The organism is Streptomyces sp. DT2A-34 (genome assembly GCF_030499515.1).
In the GTDB taxonomy this organism is placed as follows: domain Bacteria; phylum Actinomycetota; class Actinomycetes; order Streptomycetales; family Streptomycetaceae; genus Streptomyces.
Genome location: NZ_JASTWJ010000001.1, coordinates 1,734,170 through 1,758,224, shown reverse-complemented (window position 1 = coordinate 1,758,224; position 24,055 = coordinate 1,734,170). Strand labels below are relative to the sequence as shown.

Sequence of the window (24,055 nt, the reverse complement as noted above, 5' to 3'; positions counted from 1 at the left end):
CCACCGCCGAGGCAGAGGCGGCCGCCACGTCATGATCACCACCGCCACGAGCCGCCGGGGCTTCCTCGGCGGCGCCGCGGCCCTGCTGCTGGCGTCGGGCACGAGCGGACTGCTCCTGCCCGGCACGGCCAGGGCGGCGGCGCAGAACCAGAGCGGCGCCGGATCCTTCACCCACCCCGGGCTGCTGCACACCGCCGACGACCTCGCCCGTATGAAGGCCGCGGTCGCCGCGAAGGAATCCCCGATCCACGACGGCTACCTCGCGTTCGCCGCCCACGCCCGCTCGAAGTCGACGTACACCGTCCAGAACACCGGCCAGATCACCTCCTGGGGCCGCGGTCCCGCCAACTTCCAGAACCAGGCCCCCGCCGACGCGGCCGCCGCCTACCAGAACGCGCTGATGTGGTGCGTCACGGGCAACCGCGCCCACGCCGACAAGGCCCGCGACATCCTCAACGCCTGGTCGGCGTCGCTGACGATGGTCACGGGTGCCGACGGGCCGCTCGGCGCGGGGCTCCAGGCGTTCAAGTTCGTCAACGCCGCCGAACTGCTGCGGCACACCGGCTACGACGGCTGGGACGCGGACGACATCGCCCGCTGTGAGCGGTCCTTCCTGGACGTCTGGTATCCGGCGATCTCCGGCTACATGCTCTACGCCAACGGCAACTGGGACCTGACGGCGATTCAGTCCATCCTGGCCATCGGCGTGTTCTGCGAGGAGCGCACCCTCTTCGAGGACGCCCTGCGCTTCGCCGCGGCCGGCGCCGGCAACGGCAGTGTCCGGGGCCGGGTCGTCACCGACGCCGGCCAGGGTCAGGAGAGCGGCCGCGACCAGGGGCACGAGCAGCTCGCCGTCGGTCTGATGGGCGACGCGGCGCAGGTCGCCTGGAACCAGGGCGTCGACCTGTGGGGCTACGACGCCCACCGCATCCTCGCCAATGCCGAATACGCCGCCCGCTACAACCTCGGCGGCGACGTCCCCTTCACCCCCGACCTCGACCGCACCGGCAAGTACATCAAGACGACCGTCTCCGAGAAGGTCCGCGGCGCACTGCCGCCGGTCTACGAGATGTACTACGCCCACTACGCCGGCGTCCGAGGCCTCGACACCCCGTACACCAAGGCCGCCGTCTTCCGCGGCACCGGCGGGACCCGCCTCGTCGAGGGCAGCAACGACGACCTGCCCAGCTTCGGCACCTTCACCTTCGCCGGGACGAAGGCACCGACGCCGACCGCGCCGACCGCCCCGGCGGGCCTGACCGCCCTCGGCGACTCCGACGCCGTGACCGTGGCCTGGCTGCCGTCCGCGTGGGCGACGACGTACACCGTCCGCCGGGCGAGCAGCCCCGAGGGGCCGTACGAGGAGATCGCCTCCGGCATCGACAAGCCGACGTACACGGACGGCGACATACGCGCCGGACGGACGTACCACTACACCGTCACCGCCACCAACTCGCAGGGCAGCAGCGGAAGTTCGAGCCCGGCCACCGCCACCGCCGGTCTCCCCGAGCCCTGGGCCGGCCAGGACATCGGCCAGGTACGGATACCCGGCTCCGCCGCATTCGACGGCGAGCGGTTCGTGCTGGAGGCGTCCGGCACCGCCGACACCTACCGCTGCGTCCACCTCCCGCTCACCGGCGACGGCACGATCACCGCACGGATCGTGTTCCCGCTCAGCTCCCAGTACGCCAAGATCGGCGTCACCCTGCGCGACTCCCTCGACGCGGACGCCGCGCACGCCTCGATGCTGATCCAGGGGCTGCCGCTGCACACCTGGAGCGGCGTGTGGACCGTACGCCCCGAGGCGGGGGCGGCCGTCTCCGCCACCGGCAGCACGCCCGTGCCGCCCACCCAGCAGCGGGCCATCACCACCTCCGCCGCCTTCCCGATCTCCGACCTCGGTGAGCTGCCCGAGTCGGCGACCCCGCTTCAGGCCCCGTACGTCGAGGGCGCGGGCGACGGCTACCGGCTGCGGGCGCCCTACTGGGTACGGGTCACCCGCCGGGGCCGCCACTGCACCGGGGCGATCTCCCCGGACGGCATCCGCTGGACCCAGGTCGGCTCCAGCGAGGTCGAGTTGGGCCGCACGGTGTACGCCGGTCTGGTCCTCACCTCCTGCCTCGGTGTCGACGCGGAGTACGCCGAGACCGGCACCGGCGCCTTCGACAACGTCACCGTCACCTCGGCCACGCTCGGCGAGGTCTGGTCCGTGCCCCGCCCCGCCCACACCGCCACCGGCCTGAAGGCGTCCACCGGCGCCGACGCCGTGGAACTGGCCTGGACCGACCCGGACCTCTCCGCCCGCTACAAGGTGCTGCGCTCCACCGGCGCCGACGGCCGCTACGAGACCATCGCGACCGGCATCGGCCCCGTCGGCTTCGGCACCCGCATCCGGTACGCGGACGCCACCGGCACGCCCGGGACGACGTACCACTACGTCGTCGCGAAGACGAACCACGGCGGCCGAGGCCCGCTCTCCGAGCCCGTCTCCGCACCGATGCCGACCCCGAGCGTGCCCCAACTCATCTCCGCCGACCGGGCGTTCGGCAACCAGGGCGTCCCCTTCCGGCACCTCCTGCGCGGCTCGCACGAGCCCGTACGCTTCACCGCGGCCGGACTGCCGGACGGCCTGCGTCTGGACAAGCGCACCGGCCTTGTCTCCGGAACGCCCACCGAGAGCGGCGAGTTCACCGTCACCACCACCGCGGGCAACGCGGCGGGCGACGGCACCGGCACGCTGACCCTCACCGTCGGCACACCCCCGCCCGCTCCCTGGACGTACGGCGACCTGGGTGACCCGGTGCTCGACCAGCGCGCCTTCGGGACGCTGGGTGTGGTCGCGATCCGCACGCCGGGCAGCACGTCGTACGCCGACGGCACCTTCACCGTGCGCGGTGCGGGCGTCGACCTGAGCACCAACAACCAGGGGATGACCGGGCAGTTCGTCCGGCGACCCGTCACCGGCGACTGCGAGATCACCGCCCGGCTCGGCTCCCGCACGGGCGCGAGCGCCGACCAGGTGGGCCTGCTGATGGCCAAGTCGCTGTCACCGTTCGACCAGGCCGCCGGGGCCGTCGTCACCGGCGGGACCACGGCGCAGCTCATGCTGCGCACGACCGTGGCCGGAAAGTCGGCCTTCACCGGAAACGCACCCACCACCCTCCCCAGCCTGCTGCGGCTGAAGCGCGTCGGGACCGCCTTCACCGCAGCCCTGTCCACCGATGACGGCGCCACCTGGACCACCCTCGCCACCGGCGAGATCCCCGGGTTCGGTGACGCCCCCTACTACGTGGGCCTCGTGGTCTGCTCGCGCAACCAACTGGCCCGCTGCACCACCGAGTTCCACGAGGTGAGTATCACCACCGACTGATCCCCCCACGGATTGGAGTGCACCACAATGAGCCGCACTTCCCCCCACCAGCACCACTCCACCGGTGCGTTGAGCCGTCGCGGTCTGCTCAAGACCGCGGGCGGTCTCACCGCGGCCGTCGCTCTGGGCAGCGCGTCCGTCGCCACCACGGCGGACGCGGCCCCCGCGACCTTCACCCACCCCGGCATGCTGCACAACGCCGGTGACATCAACCGGGCCAAGGTCAGGGTCGCCGCGGGCACCGACCCCTGGCTGTCCGGCTGGAACCGGCTGACCGCCAACTCCCACTCACAGTCCACCTGGACGCCCCGCCCCACAGCCACGATCATCCGCGGCGGCGACGGCCAGAACTACCCCCAGCTCTACAACGACATCCACGCCGCCTACCAGAACGCGCTGCGCTGGCACGTGGGCGGCACCGCCGCGAACGGCGACTGCGCCGTGCGCATCCTCAACGCCTGGTCGTCCACGCTCACCGAGATCACCGGCAATGCCGACCGGTACCTCGCCGCCGGCCTCTACGGCTGGCAGTTCGCGAACGCCGCCGAGCTGATGCGCGGGTACGCCGGGTTCGACCTCAACCGGTTCAAGACGATGATGCTCAACGTCTTCTACCCGCTCAACGACCGGTTCCTCCGCGAGCACAACGACGCCTGCATCACCAACTACTGGGCCAACTGGGACCTGTGCAACATGGCCTCGATCATGGCCATCGGGATCCTGTGCGACGACGGCGCCAAGTACGACCAGGCCGTCAACTACTTCAAGAACGGCGGCGGCAACGGCCAGATCCGGCGCGCGGTGCCGTTCCTGTACCCGGGCGTCGAGGGCTACGACCTCGGCCAGTGGCAGGAGTCCGGCCGCGACCAGGGCCACACCGTCATGGGCATGGGCCAGATGGGCGCCCTGTGCGAGATGGCCTGGAACCAGGGCGAGGACCTGTACTCGTACGACGGCCGCCGCTTCATGAAGGCGGCCCAGTACGTCGCCAAGTACAACCTGAACATGAACGTGCCCTACACCACCTACACGTGGGGCAGCGGCCAGAACTGCGCCCAGCAGTCACAGACGGTGATCGGCTCCGGCAGCCGAGGCCAGGTCCGTCCCGTGTGGGCGATGCTCCACTACCACTACGGCCGACGCCTGCTCCTCGACGACAAGTACATCGCCCAGATGTGCTTCTCGCTCGCCCCCGAGGGCGGAGGAGGTGACTACGGCACCACCAGCGGAGGCTTCGACCAGCTCGGCTTCGGCACCCTGATGTACGCCAAGTAGCGACGTACGCCAAGTAGCCGGGTACGCCGAATAGCCCTCTCACCCGCTCGTGCACCGGAATATCGGGCCACAATGAGTTGCTCTGATCTTCACGGTGCACGAGCGCGGTGAGGAGGCTGGTGCGTATGACAGCAGTCCGTTCGGACCCCGTGGTGAGCACGCCCTACGGTGCGGTACGGGGCCGGTACGAACACGGCGTCGCGGTGTTCCGGGGCATCCCCTACGCGGCGCCCCCGTTCGGCCCGCGCCGGTTCCGGCCGCCCGAGCCACCCGAACCCTGGGACGGTGTGCGCGACGCCGGCGCCTTCGGGCCGACCGCGCCGAAACCGCCGTACTCCGAGGCCTTCGCGCAGTACCTGTCCGACCCCGTCGTGCCCGGCGACGACTGCCTCAACCTCAACGTCTGGACCCCCGAGCCCGGCCCGGGCGCCCGGCTCCCGGTCATGGTGTGGGTGCACGGCGGCGCCCTGACCCGCGGCTCCTCGGGTGTGCCCGTGTACGACGGCCGGCCCTTCGCACGCGACGGTGTCGTCCTCGTCTCCGTCAACTACCGGCTGGGCGTCGAGGGCTACGGCTACTTCCCGGACGCCCCCGCCAACGCCGGCCTGCGCGACCAGCTCGCCGCCCTGAAGTGGGTGCACGATTCCATCGAGGCCTTCGGCGGCGACCCCGACCGCATCACCCTGGCCGGCCAGTCCGCCGGCGCCATCAGCATCGGCGCGCTGCTCGCCGCCCCGCAGGCGCGGGGCCTGGTCCGGCGGGCCGTCCTGCAGAGCGGGCCGCCCGAGGCCGCCGAGCGGGACAAGGTACGGCGGATGGTGCGCCGCATGGCCAACCGGCTGAAGATCCCCGCGACCGCCGCCGCCTTCGCCGAGGTCGATCGCGAACTGCTCCTGCGCACCCAGGCCGAGGTGGGCAGACTGAGCAGCCCCGTGCTCGGCGGGCCCGCCTTCGGGATCGTCGTCGACGGCGACATCGTCCCCCGTGACCCGCTGGAGGCGCTCACGGAGGGTGACGCCGCCGTCGGCGTCGACCTGATGACCGGCTGGACCCGCGACGAGTACCGGCTGTGGCTGGTGCCCGGCGGCCTCCTGGAGCGCTTCGACCGGCTCGGCGCGGTCGCCCTGGCCGGCGCCATGGCCCGCTGCCACGTGGGCGCCGAGGTGCCCCGCGGCTACCGTGCCCTGCACCCGGAGGCCGGCACCGCCGAGCTCGTCGGCCAGATGGTCACCGACCACCTGCTGCGCGTCCCCCTGCACCGCCTGGCCGACGCCCGCCCCGCCTCGACGTACGTGTACGAGTTCGCCTGGCCCTCCAGCCTCCCCGACCTCGGCGCCTGCCACGCCCTGGAGCTCGGCTTCGTCTTCGACACCGGAGACGTCCCCGAGTCCCGCAAGCTGGCCGGCGAGGGCGCCCCGCAGGAGCTGGCGGACGAGATGCACGGGGCGTGGCTGCGGTTCGTGGTGGACGGCGATCCGGGCTGGCAGGCGTGGGACGACTCGCACCCGGTGCGCGTCTTCGGCGACGGCGACACCCATACCGCCCACGGCCCGCGCGACGCCGAGCTCGCCCTGTGGGCCGCCGCCGTCACACCCCCGGAACCCACACCCGCATCGGCCCTTGCCGACGGTTCGCCCACGCGCAGTACGGAACTGCGGTCAGTGGTACGGCGGCTGCGCCTCCCCGGTGCCGTCCGCCGGCACTGACGACGGACACCCCGCCCAGCAGGTCCGGCTCGTGCCGGGCGGTCAGCCCGGCGCCGTCGGGGGGGTGCCCCTATGGGTTTCGTCAAGCTGATGGGGCGGGTTGGGGGTCGTAGAAGGTGCCGTCGCGGAGCATCGCGAAGAGCACGTCGGCTCGTCGTCTCGCGAGGCAGAGGAGGGCTTGGGTGTGGTGTTTTCCCTGGCTGATCTTCTTGTCGTAGTAGGTCCGGGAGGCCGGGTCGGCCAGAGCCGCGAACGCGGACAGGAAGAAGGCCCGTTTGAGCTGCTTGTTTCCGCGGCGGGATGGTTGTTCGCCGCGGATCGAGGAGCCAGAACTGCGGGTTGTGGGGGCGAGGCCGGCGTAGGCGGCGAGGTGGGCGGCGGTCGGGAACGAACGGCCGTCGCCGACGTCGATGAGGATGCGGGCTCCGGTCCTGACGCCGATCCCCGGCATGGACGTCAGGACCTTGGAAAGAGGGTGGTTCTCCAGCAGTTCCTTCGATCCGGGTGGCCAAGAGTTTCCGCTGGTCAAGCACCGCTCGGAGCGAGTTGGCGAGGCTGGGGACGATCAGAGCGGCCGCGTCGGTGCCCGGGACGACGACGGTCTGTTCGTCCAGTGCGGTGAAGATGTCCTCGACGAGCCGCTCGGCCATCCGCGGTGCCTTCGGGCGTATCAACGCAATGAGCCGTCGGCGTCCGGCTTTGCGGATCTGGGCCGGGGAGCCGAACTGGTCGAGGAGCTTGAGCACGGCCGGGTGTTGGACGCGTGGGCCCAGGATCCGTTCCAGCGACGGGTGGATCTGGGTGAGCAGGCCCCGCAGGCGGTTGCTGATGCGGGTTGCTTCGCCGGCCAGGTCGTCGTCGAAGCCGACGATCATCTCCAGCTCGGCGATGGTCTCGTCCTCGAGGTCGACCGAGCGGAGCGTGTGAGGCATGACGCGGGCCGCGTCTGCGATGACGAACGCGTCGCGGGCATCTGTCTTGGCCTCGCCGGGATAGAGGTCGGCGATCCGCCGCATCGTCAGGCCGGGCAGATAGGCGACCGGGCAGCCCATGTCCCGGGCCACCGCCAGCGGCAGAGCCCCGATCGAGGCCGGCTGGTCGACCACCACGAGCACGGTCCCGTGCTTGGCCTGCAGTTTGCCGAACACTTCGCGGAGCTTCGGCTCGCTGTTGGGCAGCCGCTTGTCGAAGGCCTTCTTCCCGGCCGGGGTGACGGCGGTGGCGTGGTGTTCGCCCTTGCCGACGTCCAGGCCGAGGAAAGCGCCGATGTCACTGACGTCGATCACGTGCGTCCTTCGGTCGTCCTCGCCCGGCCGTCCCACGGCACCGATCGCCACATCCACATTACGAAGAGCCTCCCGACCTGCGAAGAAGCCGGTGGTCATGCCCCTAATCAGCGGTCTGTCGATGCCTCCGGAGCCGGTGACACCACCCCCCAAGACATGCGATCGACAGGGGGAGAAAGTCATGCCAACTCCGAAGGCCGGGCGCCCCATTGCGGGGCTACCAAAAAGGTAATGGGGGGGACCCTAGGCCTGGCCGACCCGGCCCACCGAGTCCCGCACCACCACATGCGTCCCCAGCAGCAGATGCTCGTCCGGGTTCTCCGGGGTCCGGCCGAGCGCGGTGCGCACGGCGAGGCGGCCCAGCTCCTCGTAGGGGACGTGGACCGTCGTCAGGGCCGGGTGCAGGTCACGGGCGAAGGGGATGTCGTCGTAGCCGGCCAGGGAGACGTCGCCGGGTACGTCCAGGCCGGCCTCGTGCAGGGCGGTGAGCGCGCCGGCGGCGACCATGTCGGTGGCGGCGACCACGGCCGTGAACTCCAGCCCCTGCTTGAGGGCGTCCCGCATCAGACGGTGCCCGGCGTCGCGGGTGAAGTCGCCGTGCAGGAGCAGCGCCGGGTCGGGGTCCAGGCCGCGGGCGCGGTGGGCGGCGAGATAGCCGCGCTCACGGCCCTGGGCGGTGGTGTGGTCGGACGCGCCGCCGAGGAACAGCACCCGCTGGTGGCCCTGGGAGAGGATGTGGGCGACCAGGGCATAGGCGCCGCCCTCGTTGTCGTACTCGATGACGGTCACGGGCGCGCCCGGGCCGAGCGGCGGTCGCCCGCACAGCACCAGCCGGGAGCCCGCCGACGCCAGCGAGTCGGCCATGCGGCGGGTGCGCTCGCGGTACTCGGGGGTGTCGGCGGAGCCGCCGACCAGGATCACGGCGGCGGCGCGCTGGGCGCGCATCATCTCGACGAACTCCACCTCGTGCTGGACGTCACCCTCCGTCGTGCACACCAGGCAGAGGTGGCCAAGCCGCCTTGCCTCCCGCTCCACCCCGTACGCCATGTGCGCGAACGACGGCCCCGTGATGTCCTCCAGCACGAACGCCAGCGTGGGCGTGCCGACCCCCGCCACCGCCTTGGCGCGTGCGTCGGCGACGTAGTCCAGCTCGCGGACCGCCCGCATCACGCGGGTGCGCGTCGCCGAGCTCACCGGATACACCCCGCCGAGCACGCGCGAGACGGTCGACGCGGACACCCCCGCACGCGCCGCCACGTCCCGGATGGTGCTGCGCCCCGCGTCCTCGCTCTTCCTGGTCATCTCTGCCTCGCCCCTTTCCCGGGCACCTTCGCCCACCCCCTGGGAACCTGCGGCAACACGATGGCAACCGGTTCCCATGCGGAGGCTAGCAGCGGGTCGCGGGCGGGGACGAGTCCTGTGTGGGAGTGGCGGGGTGGCGGCGCGTCGCAGTGCCGGATGCCGGGATGCCTGCCGGGATGCCGGGCGGGCCTTTGGCCGTGCCCGCGGGTACGGCGCCGCGATCGCTACCGCGCCGCGGCCAGCGTGCGCGTGAGGGAGTCGATCGCCTCCGGGCCCACCCGGCAGCACCCGCCGATCAACCGTGCCCCCGACTCCCGCCACCCCCGCACCTGCTCCGGCGCGAAGGTGGAGCGGCCGACCCAGGTGCGGGACTCGGCGTTCCAGGCCTCACCGCTGTTGGGGTAGACGACCACGGGCTTGCCCGTCACGCGGGCGGCGGTCTCGACGGCGCCCTCGACGTCCTCCGGCACGCAGCAGTTCACGCCGACCGCGATCACCTCGTCGGCGTCGGCGGCCAGGGCGAAGGCCTCCTCCAGCGGCTGCCCGGCGCGGGTGCGGTCACCGGCGACGGAGTACGACAGCCAGGCCGGGACACTCAGCCCGCGCACCGCCCGCAGCAGTGCCTCGGCCTCGTCGGCGTCGGGGACGGTCTCCAGGGCCAGCACGTCGGGCCGGGCCCCGGCCAGCACCTCGAGGCGGGGCCGGTGGAAGCGCTCCAGCTCGTCCACGCTCAGCCCGTACCGCCCCCGGTACTCGGAGCCGTCCGCCAGCATCGCCCCGTAGGGCCCGACGGACGCGGCCACCCACAGCGGCCGTGTGACACCCCCGGCCGCCGCCTGCCGGGCCGCCTCGCGCGCCAACTCCACACTCAGCGCGAGGAGTTCGGCCGCCCGCTCGTGACCGATCCCGCGCTTCGCGAAGCCCTCGAACGTGGCCTGGTAGCTGGACGTGATCGCCACGTCCGCCCCGGCCTCGAAATAGGCGAGATGCGCCTCGGTGATCGCCTCGGGCCGCTCCGCGAGCAGCCGCGCCGACCACAGCTCGTCGCTCAGATCGTGCCCGGCGGACTCGAGCTGGTTGGACATGCCGCCGTCGAGCACGACGGTTCCGGCGGCGAGGGCTTCGGCGAGGGTGATGGTGCTGGTCATGGTGACGACGGTAGTCGAGTCGGGGCGGTGTCCGGCATGTGGGACATCCGTGGGACCTCCGTGGGACATCCATGGGGATCTAGCCTTGGCGCATGCCTGGGACCGCTCAACGGGAGGCGGAGGCGCGTGCTCTCGCCCCCACGCCTCGGCTCCGGCATGATCCGGGAGGCACCCCTAGCCCCTAACCCCTAGCCCTGCGCCGCGTGCCGACGCCCCGGCGTCGTCCGCCGCCCCGCCCGAACCGCGTCGCCGGTATCGCGAGCCCGACGAGCAGACCCGCCGCCAGGACGTACGGCCACCAGCCGAGGCCGCTGCTCGCGGCGCTCGCGGTGCGGGTGCCGGGGGAGGCGACCGTGTCGGCTGCCGTGCGGGGGGTGTCGGCGCTGGGGGAGGGGGGCGTGGTGACGGCGGTGAGGACCACGTCGTTGCCGTCGCCACCCCGGTAGCTGATCCGGTAGGTGGTGTCGCCGAGCTGGAGCTTCTTGCCCTCCTTGAGGCCGGTGAAGGTGCCGGTCGTCTTCGCGCTGCCTCGGTGGTCGAGGACGGTGATCTTCCCGGCGGGCTTCGCCGAGGTGGCGGCGGCCGCGAGGTCCAGGTCGCCGGCCAGGCGGACCGCGCCGGATACCTTCAACGGGCCGTCGCGCAGGACCAGTTCGCCCTTCGCCGACTGGGTGTAGTCGCCGGAGACGGTGAGGCCGCTCGCGACCACGCCGTCGTTCGTCACCGCCCCCTTCACGGTGCCCTTGCCGGTCAGTGTCCTCGCCTCGCCCACGCGCAGCCCCGAAGTGGCCGCGTCCACGCGGGACTTCGCCGAGGTGAGCCGGATCGCCGTGCTGCGGGCGAGCGTCGCGCCGCCGCGCAGGGCGAGGGTGCCCTTCTTGACGGTCGTCGTGCCGGTGTACGTCACCGCGCTCCCCGTCAGGGTCGTCGTCGCGGCCCCCGACTGGGTGAGCGACCCGCTGCCGCTGATCCGGGACAGCGACAAGGCCTTGCTCGTGTTGTTCAGCACGAGCGAGCCGTTGTTGACGACCTTGTAGAGGTCACCCTTCGTGTAGAGCCCACCGTCGCCGCCCGACCTGCCGCTGCCCAGCCGCAGCACGGCGCCCTTCTCGACGGTCGTGGAGCCGTTGTAGTACTGGACGGCGGCGAAGGTGACGTCGTTGCCCTTCGTCCCCTTGATGACGATGTCCCCGGCGCCGGGCGCGGACAGCGTGTCGTGGAACACGCCGCCGCCGATGGGGGCGCCCAGAGTCACCGGGCCGTTGTAATTGAAGGTGAGCAGCGAACGCGACCGTGCCGCCAGCAGGTTGATGTAGACGGTCTCGGCGGTCCCGGGCATGAAGATCTTGTTCGTCGTCCCGTCGCCCCACTGGACGTTGGCGCCCTTGATGTTGGTGCCGCGCTTGTTGACGTTCTTGCGCGCGGGCGTCCAGTTCAGGGACGGGTCGCTGAGCGAGGGATTGGTGTCGCCGCCCTGGCCCGACCAGCTGTACTGGCCGGTCAGGACGACCTTGCTGCCCGGCCGGGACTGGACGTTGATGTCGCTGCCGTACTCCCGCTGGTAGAAGTCCATGCCCATGGTCACGGTCTGGCCCAGCGGGGTGTCCACGGTGTACGTGCCCTGGTTGAGGATCTTGCGCACGTTCGGCAGCGACGTCGCGAACTCCGGGCGTCCGGCGTTCACCTGCGTGCCGTTGTCGATCACCCCGGAGAAGGAGTGGGTGCCCGACAGGTCCCAGGTGCCCCACAGGAAGCGCGGCTGGGTGATGAGCCCGGAGCCGCTGATCGTGCCCAGGTTGTAGGCGCTCTTCAGCGACAGCCGCAGGGTGCCGTCGACCCGGATGTTGTCCTGGTTGAGCCGGAACGCCGGGGTGTTGTACGGGAAGTGGCCGACCAGCCCGGTCGTACCGCCGTTGCCGTACTGCAGGGTCGCCCCGCGCTCCACCGTGATCGCCGGCGGGTCCGCGTCGGTCGTGGTGACGTACGGGTGGTTGCCGCCGAGGACGCTCACCTTCTGCCGCTGCCGGGACCTCGGCAGCGTGAAGTCGCTGTCCTTGGTCAGGATCAGCGTCCCACTGCCGCGCACGGTGAGCGTGCCCTCGCCGCGGAAGACGCCGTCGTACGTCGTCGTCCCGGCCGGCATGGCGACGACCGTGTCGCCGCTGAGCGTGACGTCCCGGCCCCCGAGAACGTCCGCGGTGACGTCCCGGGGGCCGGCGGCCACCGCGGGGGGAGCGGTGACGGTGAGGGCGGCGACCACGGCGAGGGCGCCGAGGGCCGCTGCTGTCTTGGGGGTATGGCTGCGCACGTCATGGGAGACGGACGGGAGGAGGGCCGATAACAAAAAATGGCGCGCCCAGGTGGAAAGCGCTCTCTCCGTCACGTCGAACCCGTTGACCTCCTGGTTGCACACCTCTACCTTTTCGGCGTTCGGTATGGCAGATGATGTTCGTCATTTCGAACCAGTTCCCCCCTGAGAGCCCCCGAGAGGCAGTCCGCATGAGCCGCGCAGACGACCTGCCCCAAGCACCCCGACCCTCCCAATCCCCCAGCCGCAGACTGCTGCTGAAGGGCGCCGCAGCCGCCGGCGCCCTGACCGCCGCCTCTGCCGTCCCCGGTGTCGCCCACGCCGCTGCCCCCGCAGCCCCTGCCGCATCCCCGAAGGCGGCCCCCTACGTGAACCCCCTCGTCCAGCAGCGCGCCGACCCGCACATCCACCGGCACACCGACGGCTTCTACTACTTCACGGCCACCGCCCCCGAGTACGACCGCATCATCCTGCGCCGCTCCCGCACCCTGAACGGCCTGACCACGGCCGCCGAGTCGGTCATCTGGCGGGCCCACGCCACCGGCGACATGGGTGCCCACATCTGGGCGCCGGAGCTGCACCGCATCGGCGGCAAGTGGTACATCTACTTCGCCTCCGCGCCCGCCGAGGACGTGTGGAAGATCCGCATCTGGGTCCTGGAGAACTCCCACCCCAACCCCTTCAAGGGCACCTGGGTGGAGCGGGGCCAGGTCAAGACCGCCTGGGAGACCTTCTCCCTCGACGCCACCACCTTCACCCACCGCGGCACCCGCTATCTCTGCTGGGCGCAGCACGAACCGGGGATGGACAACAACACCGGTCTCTTCCTGTCCGAGATGGCCAACCCATGGACCCTGACCGGGCCCCAAGTGCGGCTGTCCACCCCGGAGTACGACTGGGAGTGCATCGGCTTCAAGGTCAACGAGGGCGCGTACGTCCTCAAGCGCAACGGCCGGATCTTCCTCACCTACTCGGCCTCCGCCACCGACTTCAACTACTGCGTCGGCATGCTGACCGCCGACGCCGACAGCGACCTCATGGACCCGGCGAACTGGTCCAAGTCCCCGACCCCGGTCTTCACCAGCAACGACACCACCCAGCAGTACGGCCCCGGCCACAACTGCTTCACCGTCGCCGAGGACGGCCGCACCGACGTCCTCGTCTACCACGCCCGCCAGTACAAGGAGATCGTCGGCGACCCGCTGAACGACCCCAACCGCCACACCCGCATCCAGAAGCTCGGCTGGAACCCCGACGGCACCCCGAACTTCGGCATACCCGTGGCGGACACGGCGACGGGCACGACCGCCGAGCCGGGTGCCGAGACCGCGAAGGAGAGTGCGTGAGATGAGACGTGCGTACGCGGTTCTGCTCGCCCTCTGTCTGGCCCTGGCCGCCGCCCTGGCCACCGCGGGACCGGCCCAGGCGGCACCCCAGACCATCACCAACGGCACCCAGTTCACCGACCCCTCGGGCAACCCCGTGCACGCGCACGGCGGCGGGGTCATCAAGGTCGGCACCTACTACTACTGGTTCGGCGAGCACCGCAACGCCGACAACACCTTCCGGTACGTGGACGCCTACCGCTCCACCGACCTGAAGAACTGGGAGTTCAGGAACCACGTCCTGACCCAGTCGAGCGCCGCGGAGCTGGCCACCGCCAACATCGAGCGCCCGAAGGTCATGTACAACGCCTCCACCGGCAAGTTCGTCATGTGGATGCACAAGGAGAACGGCACCGACTACAGCGAGGCCCGAGCCGCCGTCGCCGTCTCCGACACCGTGGACGGCAACTACACCTGGCAGGGCAGCTTCCGCCCGCTCGGCCAGCACATGTCCCGCGACATCACGGTCTTCGTCGACACCGACGGCACCGGCTACATGGCCTCCGCCGCCCGCGAGAACTACGACCTGCACATCTACCGCCTGACCAGCGACTACACGGGCATCGCCGCCCTGGTCGCCGACCCCTGGCACGGCGGCCACCGCGAGGCCCCGGCTCTCTTCAAGCGGGGCGGCGTCTACTTCATGCTGACGTCCGGCGCCACCGGCTGGAACCCCAATCAGCAGCAGTACGCCACGGCCACCAACATCGCGGGCCCCTGGACGGCCATGACGAACATCGGCGACTCCACGACCTACGGCTCGCAGACCGCGTACGTCCTTCCCGTCCAGGGCACATCGACCACCTCGTACCTCTACATGGGCGACCGCTGGGGCAACTCCTTCGGCGGCACCGTCAACGACTCCCGCTACGTCTGGCTGCCGCTGACCTTCCCCTCCTCGACCTCGATGTCCATGTCCTGGTCCCCGGAGGTCACCATCGACACGGCCACCGGCTCGATCAGCGGCACAAGCGCCACGTACAACACGCTGATCGCCCGGCACTCGTCCAAGTGCGCCGACGTCACCAGCCAGTCGCTGTGGCAGGGCGCCCAGCTCAAGCAGTACGACTGCAACGGCGGCAACAACCAGAAGTACTGGTTCAAGTCGGTGGGCAGCGGCTACTACCAGCTGATGGTCAGGAACAGCTCCCTGTGCGTCCAGGAGAACGCGAACACGGTCACCCAGGAGAACTGCAACGCCTCCTCGACCAGTCAGCAGTGGTCGCTCACCACCACCGGCTCCTACGTGAACATCAAGTCCCGGGCGAGCGGCGAGTGCCTGGACGTGAACGGCGCGTCCACCGCCAACTCCGCCGCCGTCATCACGTACACGTGCAACGGCGGCACGAACCAGCAGTGGACGCGCGGGACATGATGTGCCGTCAGGCGAGCAGGTCGATCGCGTCGATCGCCGTGCCCGCGCTGAGATAGCCCGTCGTCCCCGAACCGCTCACCACGTCGATCTTCAGCACGTTGTACTGGCTGGTGTCCGTCTGCCAGGCGGACGCCGGCACGCTGTACGTGAACGTGTTGTTGTTGCCCCGGTACGAACCATTGGTCAGCGACCGGGTGTTCGGCTGGGTGGGCGGGGAGGGGATGGCGGACGTCCAGGCGCCGTTGACCGACACCTGGGGCCGGCCGTTGGCGTACGCCGTCGTCACCCCGATCCGCAGCGTGTGCGCGGCCGCCGCCTGGGCCGCCGTCAGTCGGAAGTACACGAGTATCCCGCTGTTGACGTCCTTCCAGAGGTAGCAGGGGAAGGACGCCGTCTCGTTGTTGCCGATGACGACGTTGCCGGTCCAGGAGGCGGCCCGGACGTCGGACGGGTGCGCGTACGTCATCAGGTCGGCGTTCTTGAAGCCGCTCGGCGTGCCGTTCCAGTCGCCGATCCGCCAGATCGCGGTGGCGTTGCTCGGGTCGTTCGAGGACGGGATCGCGATCGTGTTGAGGGTGGTCGTGCCGCCGGCCGTGACCGACACCGAGGTCGTGTAGACGGCGAGTTCACCCTTGAAGACCGTGAGGGTGTACGTCCCCGGCAGCACACCCCCGATCGAGAAGTAGCCGTCCGACGAACGCGCCGAACCCCAGTACTGCGCCGCCGAGTTGGCGAGCCCGACCGTGTACGCGTGCGCCGTGTTCCGCCCGGATATCCCGACCCCGGCCACCCGGCCGCGCCCGCTCGTGCCGACGTACCCGGACATGCCGAGCGAGTCCGCCCACGACGTGGTGAGCGTGCCCGGGAACAGCGACGAGGAGGGCGCCCCGCCGTCCGTGAGGGCGATGACGTACGGGCCCTGGAGGCCGAAGCGCTGGGCCTCGGTCTGGTTCTGGCCGTAGTACAGGATCTCGTACAGGCCGCCGCCGTCCGCGCTCTGGTGACGGAGGAGAGAGCGGTAGAAGGGGCCGCCGGACGCCTTCTCGTGGTTGCTGCGCACGATCCACAGGCCGACGCCGCCGCTGGACCAGCCGACGTAGTTGTAGTCCATGACGCGCAGCTTCGAGTAGTGCTTCGAGCGGGTCTGGCCGTCGGACTTCCGGAACACGTCGGAGGCCTCGATGGTCGTGGGCGCGTAGGTGTAGGAGTCGGGCTCGTCGTTGCGGAACAGGCCCGGCCGGGTGCGCAGGATGAAGCGGGTCGCGGAGACCGACGTGTCGGCCTTGTTGGTCCACACGTAGACGTTGTTCTCGCCGCTGCGGGCCGCGTAGTAGTGCCGCAGCGTGCCGTACGCGACCGAGATCAGGATCGTCGAACCCGACTGCCTGATCGACACGGTGGAGCTGCCGAGGCCGGACTCGATGTGCGAGTTCATGCCGCCGTAGCCCTGGTACTCCGTGCCGCGGTAGACCAGCGAGGTCAGGTCGCCGTTGGTCTTGCTGACCTTGAAGACGAGGTTGGCGCCGGTGTCGACGACGTAGTTCGAGCCGTCGTCGCTCCAGCCGAAGGCCGCGGCGGAAGCGGTGCCGCTCAGTGCGGCCGTGCCTGCCGCGGCCGCGGTGCCGAGCACGAAGGTACGGCGTCGGACCGGTCTGTTCGAGGATCCGGACATGGGCGTGCCTCCTTCGAGAGGTCGAGAGGTGTGGGGGTGGTGCGGGTGAGAGCGAGGGTGACAGTTGAATCGATTTCGCGAAAGGGCTTTCGGTGTTGGGAGATTGGCAATCTTGTGAAATGAGTCCAGGGTCTAGAAAGCGCTTGCCCCGAGGGGGTACGGTCCAGCGCCAGGCCTTGTCGTCCTGTGGAGGAGCCGACGAATGAGACGTTTCAACCGTGCCGTCCTGGCGGCGGTGACGCTGAGCACCGGCCTGTCCGTCCTGTCGGCCGTACCGGCCCAGGCGTACGGCGGTCCGCGCCCCCTCGGCATCGAGAACTGCACCGCCGGCGCCTGCCACTTCGACGTCCCGCCCGGCACGTACGACGTGCAGGTCCTCCTCGGCGGCGAGGCCGCGTCGAGCACGAGCGTCACCGGCGAGACCCGCCGCTCCCTGCTCCCCGAGACGGCCGCGGAGGCCGGCGAGCGCGTGGCCCGCAGCTTCACCGTGAACGTCCGCACGCCCGAGGGCGAGCCGACGGGCCCCGAAGGCACTCCCGGCCTCGACCTGGTCCTCGGCGGTTCGGCCCCCGCCCTCGCCGACATCAAGGTCACCCCGGCCCGGCACGCCCGCCAGATCTTCCTCGTCGGCGACTCCACGGTCTGCGACCAGCCCGGCGACCCGTACTCCGGCTGGGGCCAGCAACTCCCGCAGTACCTCCGCAAGGGCCTGTCCGTCGCCAACTACGCCGACTCCGGCGAAAGCACGGTCACCTACCTCGCCGACTCGCGCCTCTGGGCCACCGTCCAGCCGCAGATCCGCCCCGGCGACCTGGTCCTGATCCAGCTCGCCCACAACGACAAGACGACCGACGGGGCGACCTACCGGGCGAATCTGGAGGCCCTGGTGGCGGGCGTGCGCGAGAAGGGCGGCGAGCCGGTCCTCGTCACCCCGATCGTGCGCCGCTGGTTCAACGCCGACGGCACGCTCAACAACGGCACGGCCCTGCTCGTGAACGGCCTCGGCGTGGACCACCCCGCGGTCGTCCGCTCGGTCGCCGCCGCCGAGGACGTCCCGCTGATCGACCTGACCGCGAAGACGAAGGCCCTGGTGGAGTCCCTGGGCGTGGAGGCCTCCAAGGCGCTCTACCTCTACAACGAGAAGCGGGACAACACCCACACCTCGGTGCACGGCGCCACGGTGTACGCGAACCTGGTCCGCGAGGAACTCGCCGCTCAGCATCTGGTGCCGGAGGGCAAGGTGCGGGTGGGATGAGCCCTGGGGCGTCCTGACCGGAACCGGGGCGCCCCAGGTCTGAACCGAGCCGGCGAGAAAGAGAACCGATGCACCTGCCCCCCGACGACCGCACCCGCAGCCCGCACACCGGCTACACCCGCGCCCACTGGGAGGCGGCCGCCGACGCCCTGCTCGCGGCGGTCGAGCCGTACGCCACCGAGGACCGAGCCCTCTACCACTTCCCCGGCGACCGCGCGAGCTGGTCGGGCCGCCTCTCCGACGGCCTGGAGGGCTACGCCCGTACGCTGCTGCTGGCAGCCTTCCGCCGCGACGAGACGGCGTTGCAGCGGTACGCCGACGGACTCGCGGCCGGTGTCTCGGGGGTCTGGCCCCGCATCGGGGACCGCAGCCAGCCCCTCGTCGAGGCGGCGTCGATCGCGCTCGCGCTGCGGCTGACGCGCCCGCTGCTGTGGGACCGGCTCGACGACTCGGTGCGGCAGCGGGCGGCGGCCTGGCTCGGGGACGCGCTGACCGCCGAAGCCTGGCCCTGCAACTGGGAGCTGTTCCCGGTGACGGTGGGCGGCTTCCTCCAGGAGATCGGATACGAGGCCGAGGAGTCGCGCAAGGCGATCGACCGCGGACTGGAGCGCATCGAGGAGTGGTACGTCGGCGGCGGCTGGTACACGGACGGCGACGGCCGGAAGTTCGACTACTACAACGGCTGGGCGATGCACCTGTACCCGGTGCTGCACGCCTGGCTGGCGCAGGACGAGCGGCTGTCGGAGCTGTACGGCGGCCGGCTCTCCCGTCACCTGGAGGACTACGCCCGCCTGTTCGGCGCCGACGGCGCCCCCATGCACCAGGGCCGCTCCCTGACCTACCGTTTCGCGACCACGGCCCCGCTGTGGCTCGGCGCCCTGACGGGCCGTACGCCTCTCACGCCGGGGGAGACCAGGCGGCTGGCCTCCGGCGCGCTGAAGTACTTCCTGGAGCGGGGCGCGGTCAACGCGGCCGGCCTGCTGACCCTCGGCTGGCACGGCCCCGACGAGGCTGTCCTGCAAGGCTATTCGGGCCCGGCGTCCCCGTACTGGGCGAGCAAGGCCTTCCTCGGCCTGCTCCTGCCGCCGGACCACGAGGTCTGGACGGCGACGGAGGAACCCGCCCCGTCCGAGGGCGCGAACGCGCTCACGCCGATCGCCGCCCCCAACTGGCTGCTGCAGTCCACGAGTTCGGACGGCCTGGTCCGCCTTCACAACCACGGCAGCGAGGACGTCCGCTACGACCCGTACTACACGCGCCTCGCCTACTCGACGGTGACGACGCCCTCGCCGTCGCACGACAACAGCGTGATCGTCGGCGACGACCCGAGCCGTACCGACATCGTGCCGCTGGGGGTGGGGGAGGGCTGGGCGGCCTCCCGGCACTCGGTCGGCGACGGGATCCGGGTGAGCAGTGTGGTGCTGGCCGAGGGCGCGGTGGAGGTGCGCGTCCACCGGGTCGCGGGCGCGGCTCCCGGGACGGCGGTGCGGGTGACGGGGTGGGCGGCGGGGGAGGGCTTCGAGGCGGAACTCGTGCCTGTGTCCGGCCTGTTGAGCGACTCCGAGCCGACGGCTCCGACGGCTCCGACGGCTCCGACGGCTCCTATGGTTCTGCCGGGTCTGACCGGAGTGACGGGGGACGGGCCCACCGTGTTCGTCGCCCTCGCCCGCCTCACCGCCGAGCCGGACCCCCTGCCGCTTCAGGAGCTGGTATCCGTGGACGTGGCAGAGGCCGGCGCGATTCACGTCCGCTGGAGCGCGGGCCGCGAGGTGCGGGTCCGGCTGGATGAGAACGGGGCGGGCGTCACGCCCTCCTGAGGCTGCCGGGGCGATTGTCAGTGGTGGCTGGCAGCATGGTGATCATGAGCCGGATCATCTCGTACAGCACCGCTGACAAAGCCGACGTCCTGGGGTTCCTCGGAGCCGCCGGGAACCTCACCGCCGACCAGGAGCGCATCCTCGGCATGATGCGCGAGAGGGCGAGGAAGAGCCAACTCGAACTCGACCACCAGGGCATCGACTGGGGCCTGTCCATCCCTGACGCGCTCGAGCACCTGGTGGCCGGTCACGCGAGCTCGGACGCGGAGTACGCGGCCGGCGCCTACTACCGCGCCCTCCAGCACATCATCGACTGCAATGCGTCCGACCCGTCCGACCTGGGCGTGTACTCCAAGCCCTCGACCTTCTTCGGCCTGCTCGACGACGAACTGCGCCGCCTGGACGTGAGCGGGGATCTGCTGCTGCACGACCACCTGTTCGCCGGACCGCCGCAGGAGATCCCCTTTCACATCCCGTATCCCGTGGACGGCCCGCACATAGGCATGTTCCCCTTGGCCAAGGCCAAGCCGGCCGCCGACGCCTACCGCGCCGTGCTGGACCGGATGGACGCGGACTTCCGGTACGACGTCCAGGAGATCATCGACAAGCTCGACTTCGAGCACACCGAGTGGGAGTACGCGACGAAGAACATCGACTGGTACACCCAGGACACGATCTTCTTCTCCATCACGGGCTGACCGGGCACCGCTCAGGGCTTCAGGCGCGCGATCCGCAGTGTCGTGGAGGTGGGGGAGGCACCGGTGAGCGGCGACGCGTACGACGGCGTGACCGGGACGTACGCCCACGCCAGCGTGCCGTCCTTCTGGACCGCGATGTCGCCGGTGATCCGGGTGCCGACGACCTTCGTGGTGCTCTGGAACTTGCCGTTCCAGTCGATGAGCCGGAAGGACGTGCCCGCGAAGGTGCCGGTGCAGGTGCCGTTCGCGCACTTGGCGTTCTTGAGGGACTCCCAGGACAGCAGGAGGCGGTCCTTGCCGTAGGGGGCGATGCGGACGTTGACGTGCTCGACGCCCTTGGTGCTGGACAGCTGGATCGCCTTGCCCGCGGGGGTGTCGCGGTTCTTGAGGAAGGCGACGGCCACCTGGTGGGTGCTGGTCCTGGGCGTGACCGTCCAGCCGCGTCCGCTGGAGTCCTCGGGGTTCTTCTTGGCCGACGCGGCGCCGCGGGAGGCGAAGGCGGTGGCGTAGCGGCCGGTGGCCGACTTCACGAGGTCACCGGTACGGCTCGGATACGTGCCGCCGCAGTAGCCCGCCCAGCACTGCTCGCGTTGCACGACCGGGGCGTTGTCGGGCGCGCCGATGCCCGTCGACACGAACAGCCCCGAGCGCCAGTCGTCGAAGCAGAGGGAGGTGAAGGCGCCGGTCTTCTCGGCGTGCAGCGCGATGCCCTCGTTGTGGCTGCACCCCCAGCTCCAACCGCCGCTGAGTTTCGCGCCCTTGGCGCTGACGTACGACAGCTTGTCGCCGAAGTGCCCGTCGGCGAAGCCGCCCGCGCCGTGCACGACGAAGTAGGCGCCGTACTTGGTGCCGTTCCAGGTGAGCTGGCCGTCGAGGGTCGGGGAAGTGTCGTGGGAGGAGGTGGCGGTGAGCTTGGTGCGGAAGGTCTGCTTGCCGTTCGTGTAGCGGATCAGCGCGGCCGCCGTCTCCTTCCACTTGTTGCTGTCGGCGACCCGGGTCAGCAGCGCGAAGCCGTCGTTGTGCGCGACCAGGCCGCCGACCTCCTTGGCGCCCTTGACGATCGTGTCCGCGCCCGCGCGCTTGCCGGCGGCGGTCAGCGGCGTGACGTGGATGCCGTCCGAGGCGGGCCAGGCGACCCGCAGGGTGCCGTTCGGGGCCACCGCCGTCGCCGTGCGCGTCCACTCGCGGGTGTTGTTGTAACCGGCCGACAGGTAGGGGAACTTGGCCGGCAGATTCACCGTGGTGGTCGTGGGGGTGAGAGCGGCGGCCGTGGTCGTGGCGGCGCCGGCGGTGGCGTACCAGGCCCCGACCAATGCGGCCGTGGCGGCGAGGCCGGCGATGAGCGGCTTGCGGGCGGCGTGCGCGCGGCGATGGCCGGGCGCGCCGGACGCGGAAGTGGACACGGACGCCGTACGTCTTGCGGAAGTCATGCACCCCGGTCGCCGCCCGAGCCGGCAAAGTTGCTGAAGTTCACAGAGTGTGGGACGGATCACTTCGGCCAGTACCGAAACGACCGGCGCCTAGCGTTCGGGGCATGACCGAAACCGCCCGTCGGGCCCCCTCCGCGGCCGTCACCGCCATGGTCGACCACGTCCTCACCCTGGCCGCGACCTGGCCGAACTGGGACGGCAGGCCCAAGCACGTCGACGACCGCGTCCACACCCCGCACAAGGCGATCCGCCGCGTCGCCGACCACCTGATCGACCACCTCGCCGAACTGGAAGCCCGGCTCGCGGGCGAGGAGCCCCTGCCCGACCAGTGGCACGCCTCCGCCCTCACCACCGAGGCGGACCTCGCACCCTTCACCGCCGAGCCCCTGGAGGAGGCCCGCAGCCGGCTGACCCGCCTCGCCCGCATCTGGGTGAACCGACTCGACGCCCTGAGCGACGACCAGCTCGACCACTCGCCCGGCGAGGGCTGGAGCTTCCGCGAACTCGCCCGGCACCTCGGGGAATCGACGTACTACGCCGACGCCATGGGAGACCTGTCGTGAGCGTGTTCGCCGACCTCCACCGAGGAGACGAGCCCCTCCTCCTCCCCAACGCCTGGGACCACGCCTCCGCGACGGCCCTCGCCGCTCAGGGCTTCCGGGCGATCGGGACGACGAGCCTCGGCGTGGCCGCGGCCGCCGGGCTGGCCGACGGGGCGTCGGCGACCCGTGACGAGACCCTCCGGCTCGCCCTGGCTCTCGGCTCGCAGCCGTACCTGCTCTCCGTCGACGCGGAGGACGGATACAGCGAGGACCCCGACGAGGTGGCGGAGTTCGCCCGGGAGCTGGCGTGCGTCGGAGCCGTTGGCATCAACCTGGAGGACCGCCTCGGCTCCGTCGCACTGCACGCCGCGAAGATCGCGGCCGTCAAGTCGGCGGCACCGGACCTCTTCGTCAACGCCCGCACGGACACCTGCTGGCTGGGCGACGGCGACGGCGACGGCGACGGCGAAGAGACGACGGCCCGCGCCGACGCCTACCAACGGGCGGGCGCGGACGGGGTGTTCGTCCCCGGACTCACCGACCCCGCGGACATCGCCGCCCTGGTCGAGCGCCTCCACGCCCCCCTCAACATCCTCTACACCCCGACCGGCCCCACCGTCCCCCACCTCGCAGACCTCGGCGTCCGGCGCGTCAGCCTCGGCTCGCTGCTCTACCGGCGGGCGCTGGGCGCGGCACTGGAGGCGGCCGCGGAAATCCGGGCGGGCCGGGCGCCGCACGGGGCCACTCCGTCCTACGACGAGGTGGACGCGCTCAGCCGCCGGGGCGACCTGACTCACAGCGACGGACCGTAGGTTCCTGTTAGCGTTGACTCTTTCCCGGGTATCAGACCCTTTGGACTCATCACCGGCGAGGGACCGAGGAACCATGACCATGGACATCCCCGGCGACAGGCGACTGGCGGCCGCCGTCGTGATGGACGACAAGCAGCGGGTGCTTCTGGTGCGCCGCAGCGAGAAGGAGCGGTTCCTGCCGCGGGTGTGGGGGGTTCCCTGCGGGAAGCTGGAGCCCGGTGAGAGTCCCGAGGACGGCGCCCTGCGGGAGCTGAAGGAAGAGACCGGACTCCTCGGCGAAATCGTCCGCAAGGTCGGCGAGTCGTCCTTCCTCAGCGACTACCGGGGGCACGAGATCAAGAACTGGCAGGACAACTTCCTGGTCAGGCCGTTGTCCGCGAGCGTCACCCTCCCCGAGCCGGATCAGGACGCGCGGTGGCTCGGCCGGTCCGAGCTGACCAGCGTGGAGATCGACGCGTACAACCTCGACATCGTGAGCCAGGCCTTCACCGAGTCCTGAGCCCACCGGGGCCACTTCGGCCACTTCGGCCACTTCGGCCACTTCGGCCACTTCGGCTACTTCCGCAACGGCGAGCTGATCACACAGGGAACGCATAGGGAAAACCCTGCGGGAGCGAGCACACTCTTGTCGCAGCCGCCCCCAGGCGTTTCACTTGGCGCACCCCCCCACAGGA

At 70.9% G+C, this 24,055-nt stretch carries 16 protein-coding genes and 2 pseudogenes; 11 read left to right on the top strand and 7 right to left on the bottom strand.

Translation table 11 applies throughout. The features are described from left to right. Window positions 1-31 precede the first annotated feature (31 nt). The 3 genes and pseudogenes from QQM39_RS07610 to QQM39_RS07600 all read left to right on the top strand — a co-directional run. Window positions 32-3,370 carry an alginate lyase family protein gene (locus tag QQM39_RS07610; RefSeq protein WP_301995858.1) on the top strand — a complete coding sequence of 1,113 codons (3,339 nt, stop codon included), beginning with the start codon at window positions 32-34 and terminating at the stop codon, window positions 3,368-3,370. Window positions 3,371-3,397: 27 nt separating this feature from the next. Continuing rightward, entirely contained in the window at window positions 3,398-4,645 is a 1,248-nt protein-coding gene (locus QQM39_RS07605) for an alginate lyase family protein (RefSeq protein WP_301995857.1), read from the top strand. Window positions 4,646-4,770: 125 nt separating this feature from the next. Then, a pseudogene (locus QQM39_RS07600) lies at window positions 4,771-6,069 on the top strand (carboxylesterase/lipase family protein); the annotation flags it as partial. Window positions 6,070-6,232: 163 nt separating this feature from the next. Here the strand turns inward: QQM39_RS07600 and QQM39_RS46105 are convergent. The 5 genes and pseudogenes from QQM39_RS46105 to QQM39_RS07580 all read right to left on the bottom strand — a co-directional run bounded on the left by QQM39_RS46105 (window position 6,233) and on the right by QQM39_RS07580 (window position 12,395). Further along, complete coding sequence (locus tag QQM39_RS46105) at window positions 6,233-6,361, bottom strand: hypothetical protein (RefSeq protein WP_367668912.1); 129 nt, start codon at window positions 6,359-6,361, stop codon at window positions 6,233-6,235. A 72-nt stretch (window positions 6,362-6,433) separates the two neighbouring features. Beyond that, window positions 6,434-7,637, bottom strand: a pseudogene (locus QQM39_RS07595) (IS110 family transposase). A gap of 243 nt (window positions 7,638-7,880) precedes the next feature. Further along, the gene (locus QQM39_RS07590) at window positions 7,881-8,939 is read right to left on the bottom strand and encodes a LacI family DNA-binding transcriptional regulator (protein WP_301995855.1); all 1,059 of its coding nucleotides are present in this window, start codon (window positions 8,937-8,939) and stop codon (window positions 7,881-7,883) included. A gap of 224 nt (window positions 8,940-9,163) precedes the next feature. Then, window positions 9,164-10,087, bottom strand: coding sequence for a homocysteine S-methyltransferase (mmuM, locus tag QQM39_RS07585; protein ID WP_301995854.1), 924 nt, complete (start codon window positions 10,085-10,087; stop codon window positions 9,164-9,166). 181 nt (window positions 10,088-10,268) lie between these two features. Continuing rightward, window positions 10,269-12,395: an autotransporter-associated beta strand repeat-containing protein gene (locus QQM39_RS07580; RefSeq protein ID WP_301995853.1), complete on the bottom strand. Its 2,127-nt coding sequence runs from the start codon at window positions 12,393-12,395 to the stop codon at window positions 10,269-10,271. Window positions 12,396-12,586: 191 nt separating this feature from the next. On the opposite strand from QQM39_RS07580, the gene QQM39_RS07575 reads away from it, so the two are divergent. Continuing rightward, a complete protein-coding gene (locus QQM39_RS07575; RefSeq protein ID WP_301995852.1) occupies window positions 12,587-13,741 on the top strand; it encodes a glycoside hydrolase family 43 protein in 1,155 nt (384 codons plus the stop codon). Between the two features lies 1 nt (window position 13,742). Continuing rightward, entirely contained in the window at window positions 13,743-15,155 is a 1,413-nt protein-coding gene (locus QQM39_RS07570) for an RICIN domain-containing protein (protein ID WP_301995851.1), read from the top strand. Between the two features lie 7 nt (window positions 15,156-15,162). Here QQM39_RS07570 and QQM39_RS07565 read toward each other — a convergent pair whose 3' ends face one another. Continuing rightward, complete coding sequence (locus QQM39_RS07565; RefSeq protein WP_301995850.1) at window positions 15,163-16,827, bottom strand: rhamnogalacturonan lyase B N-terminal domain-containing protein; 1,665 nt, start codon at window positions 16,825-16,827, stop codon at window positions 15,163-15,165. Window positions 16,828-17,029: 202 nt separating this feature from the next. Between QQM39_RS07565 and QQM39_RS07560 the strand changes: the two genes are divergently transcribed. From QQM39_RS07560 to QQM39_RS07550, 3 genes are all read left to right on the top strand, one after another. Next, entirely contained in the window at window positions 17,030-18,082 is a 1,053-nt protein-coding gene (locus QQM39_RS07560; protein ID WP_301995849.1) for a rhamnogalacturonan acetylesterase, read from the top strand. Between the two features lie 68 nt (window positions 18,083-18,150). After that, entirely contained in the window at window positions 18,151-19,899 is a 1,749-nt protein-coding gene (locus QQM39_RS07555) for a DUF2264 domain-containing protein (protein WP_301995848.1), read from the top strand. Window positions 19,900-19,943: 44 nt separating this feature from the next. Further along, the gene (locus tag QQM39_RS07550) at window positions 19,944-20,597 is read left to right on the top strand and encodes a hypothetical protein (protein WP_301995847.1); all 654 of its coding nucleotides are present in this window, start codon (window positions 19,944-19,946) and stop codon (window positions 20,595-20,597) included. 11 nt (window positions 20,598-20,608) lie between these two features. Here the strand turns inward: QQM39_RS07550 and QQM39_RS07545 are convergent, their stop codons facing one another. Beyond that, the gene (locus tag QQM39_RS07545; protein ID WP_301995846.1) at window positions 20,609-22,027 is read right to left on the bottom strand and encodes a hypothetical protein; all 1,419 of its coding nucleotides are present in this window, start codon (window positions 22,025-22,027) and stop codon (window positions 20,609-20,611) included. Window positions 22,028-22,131: 104 nt separating this feature from the next. Here QQM39_RS07545 and QQM39_RS07540 point away from each other — a divergent pair, with 104 nt between their 5' ends. The 3 genes from QQM39_RS07540 to QQM39_RS07530 all read left to right on the top strand — a co-directional run bounded on the left by QQM39_RS07540 (window position 22,132) and on the right by QQM39_RS07530 (window position 23,880). After that, entirely contained in the window at window positions 22,132-22,590 is a 459-nt protein-coding gene (locus tag QQM39_RS07540) for a hypothetical protein (protein WP_301995845.1), read from the top strand. Then, window positions 22,587-23,381: an isocitrate lyase/phosphoenolpyruvate mutase family protein gene (locus QQM39_RS07535; protein WP_301995844.1), complete on the top strand. Its 795-nt coding sequence runs from the start codon at window positions 22,587-22,589 to the stop codon at window positions 23,379-23,381. Before QQM39_RS07540 ends, QQM39_RS07535 begins: the two co-directional genes overlap by 4 nt. A gap of 79 nt (window positions 23,382-23,460) precedes the next feature. Further along, window positions 23,461-23,880, top strand: a complete 420-nt coding sequence (locus QQM39_RS07530) for an NUDIX hydrolase (RefSeq protein WP_302003509.1) — start codon at window positions 23,461-23,463, stop codon at window positions 23,878-23,880. Window positions 23,881-24,055 lie beyond the last annotated feature (175 nt).

Bases quoted from the DNA above. Each gene is read 5' to 3' on its own strand.
- QQM39_RS07540 (WP_301995845.1), top strand. From the start codon at position 22,132: ATGACCGAAACCGCCCGTCGGGCCCCCTCCGCGGCCGTCACCGCCATG.
- QQM39_RS07530 (WP_302003509.1), top strand. From the start codon at position 23,461: ATGGACATCCCCGGCGACAGGCGACTGGCGGCCGCCGTCGTGATGGAC.
- QQM39_RS07550 (WP_301995847.1), top strand. From the start codon at position 19,944: ATGAGCCGGATCATCTCGTACAGCACCGCTGACAAAGCCGACGTCCTG.
- QQM39_RS07565 (WP_301995850.1), bottom strand. From the start codon at position 16,827: ATGTCCGGATCCTCGAACAGACCGGTCCGACGCCGTACCTTCGTGCTC.
- QQM39_RS07570 (WP_301995851.1), top strand. From the start codon at position 13,743: ATGAGACGTGCGTACGCGGTTCTGCTCGCCCTCTGTCTGGCCCTGGCC.
- QQM39_RS07605 (WP_301995857.1), top strand. From the start codon at position 3,398: ATGAGCCGCACTTCCCCCCACCAGCACCACTCCACCGGTGCGTTGAGC.
- QQM39_RS07610 (WP_301995858.1), top strand. From the start codon at position 32: ATGATCACCACCGCCACGAGCCGCCGGGGCTTCCTCGGCGGCGCCGCG.
- QQM39_RS07560 (WP_301995849.1), top strand. From the start codon at position 17,030: ATGAGACGTTTCAACCGTGCCGTCCTGGCGGCGGTGACGCTGAGCACC.
- QQM39_RS07590 (WP_301995855.1), bottom strand. From the start codon at position 8,939: ATGACCAGGAAGAGCGAGGACGCGGGGCGCAGCACCATCCGGGACGTG.
- QQM39_RS07555 (WP_301995848.1), top strand. From the start codon at position 18,151: ATGCACCTGCCCCCCGACGACCGCACCCGCAGCCCGCACACCGGCTAC.
- QQM39_RS07545 (WP_301995846.1), bottom strand. From the start codon at position 22,027: ATGACTTCCGCAAGACGTACGGCGTCCGTGTCCACTTCCGCGTCCGGC.
- mmuM (WP_301995854.1), bottom strand. From the start codon at position 10,087: ATGACCAGCACCATCACCCTCGCCGAAGCCCTCGCCGCCGGAACCGTC.
- QQM39_RS07575 (WP_301995852.1), top strand. From the start codon at position 12,587: ATGAGCCGCGCAGACGACCTGCCCCAAGCACCCCGACCCTCCCAATCC.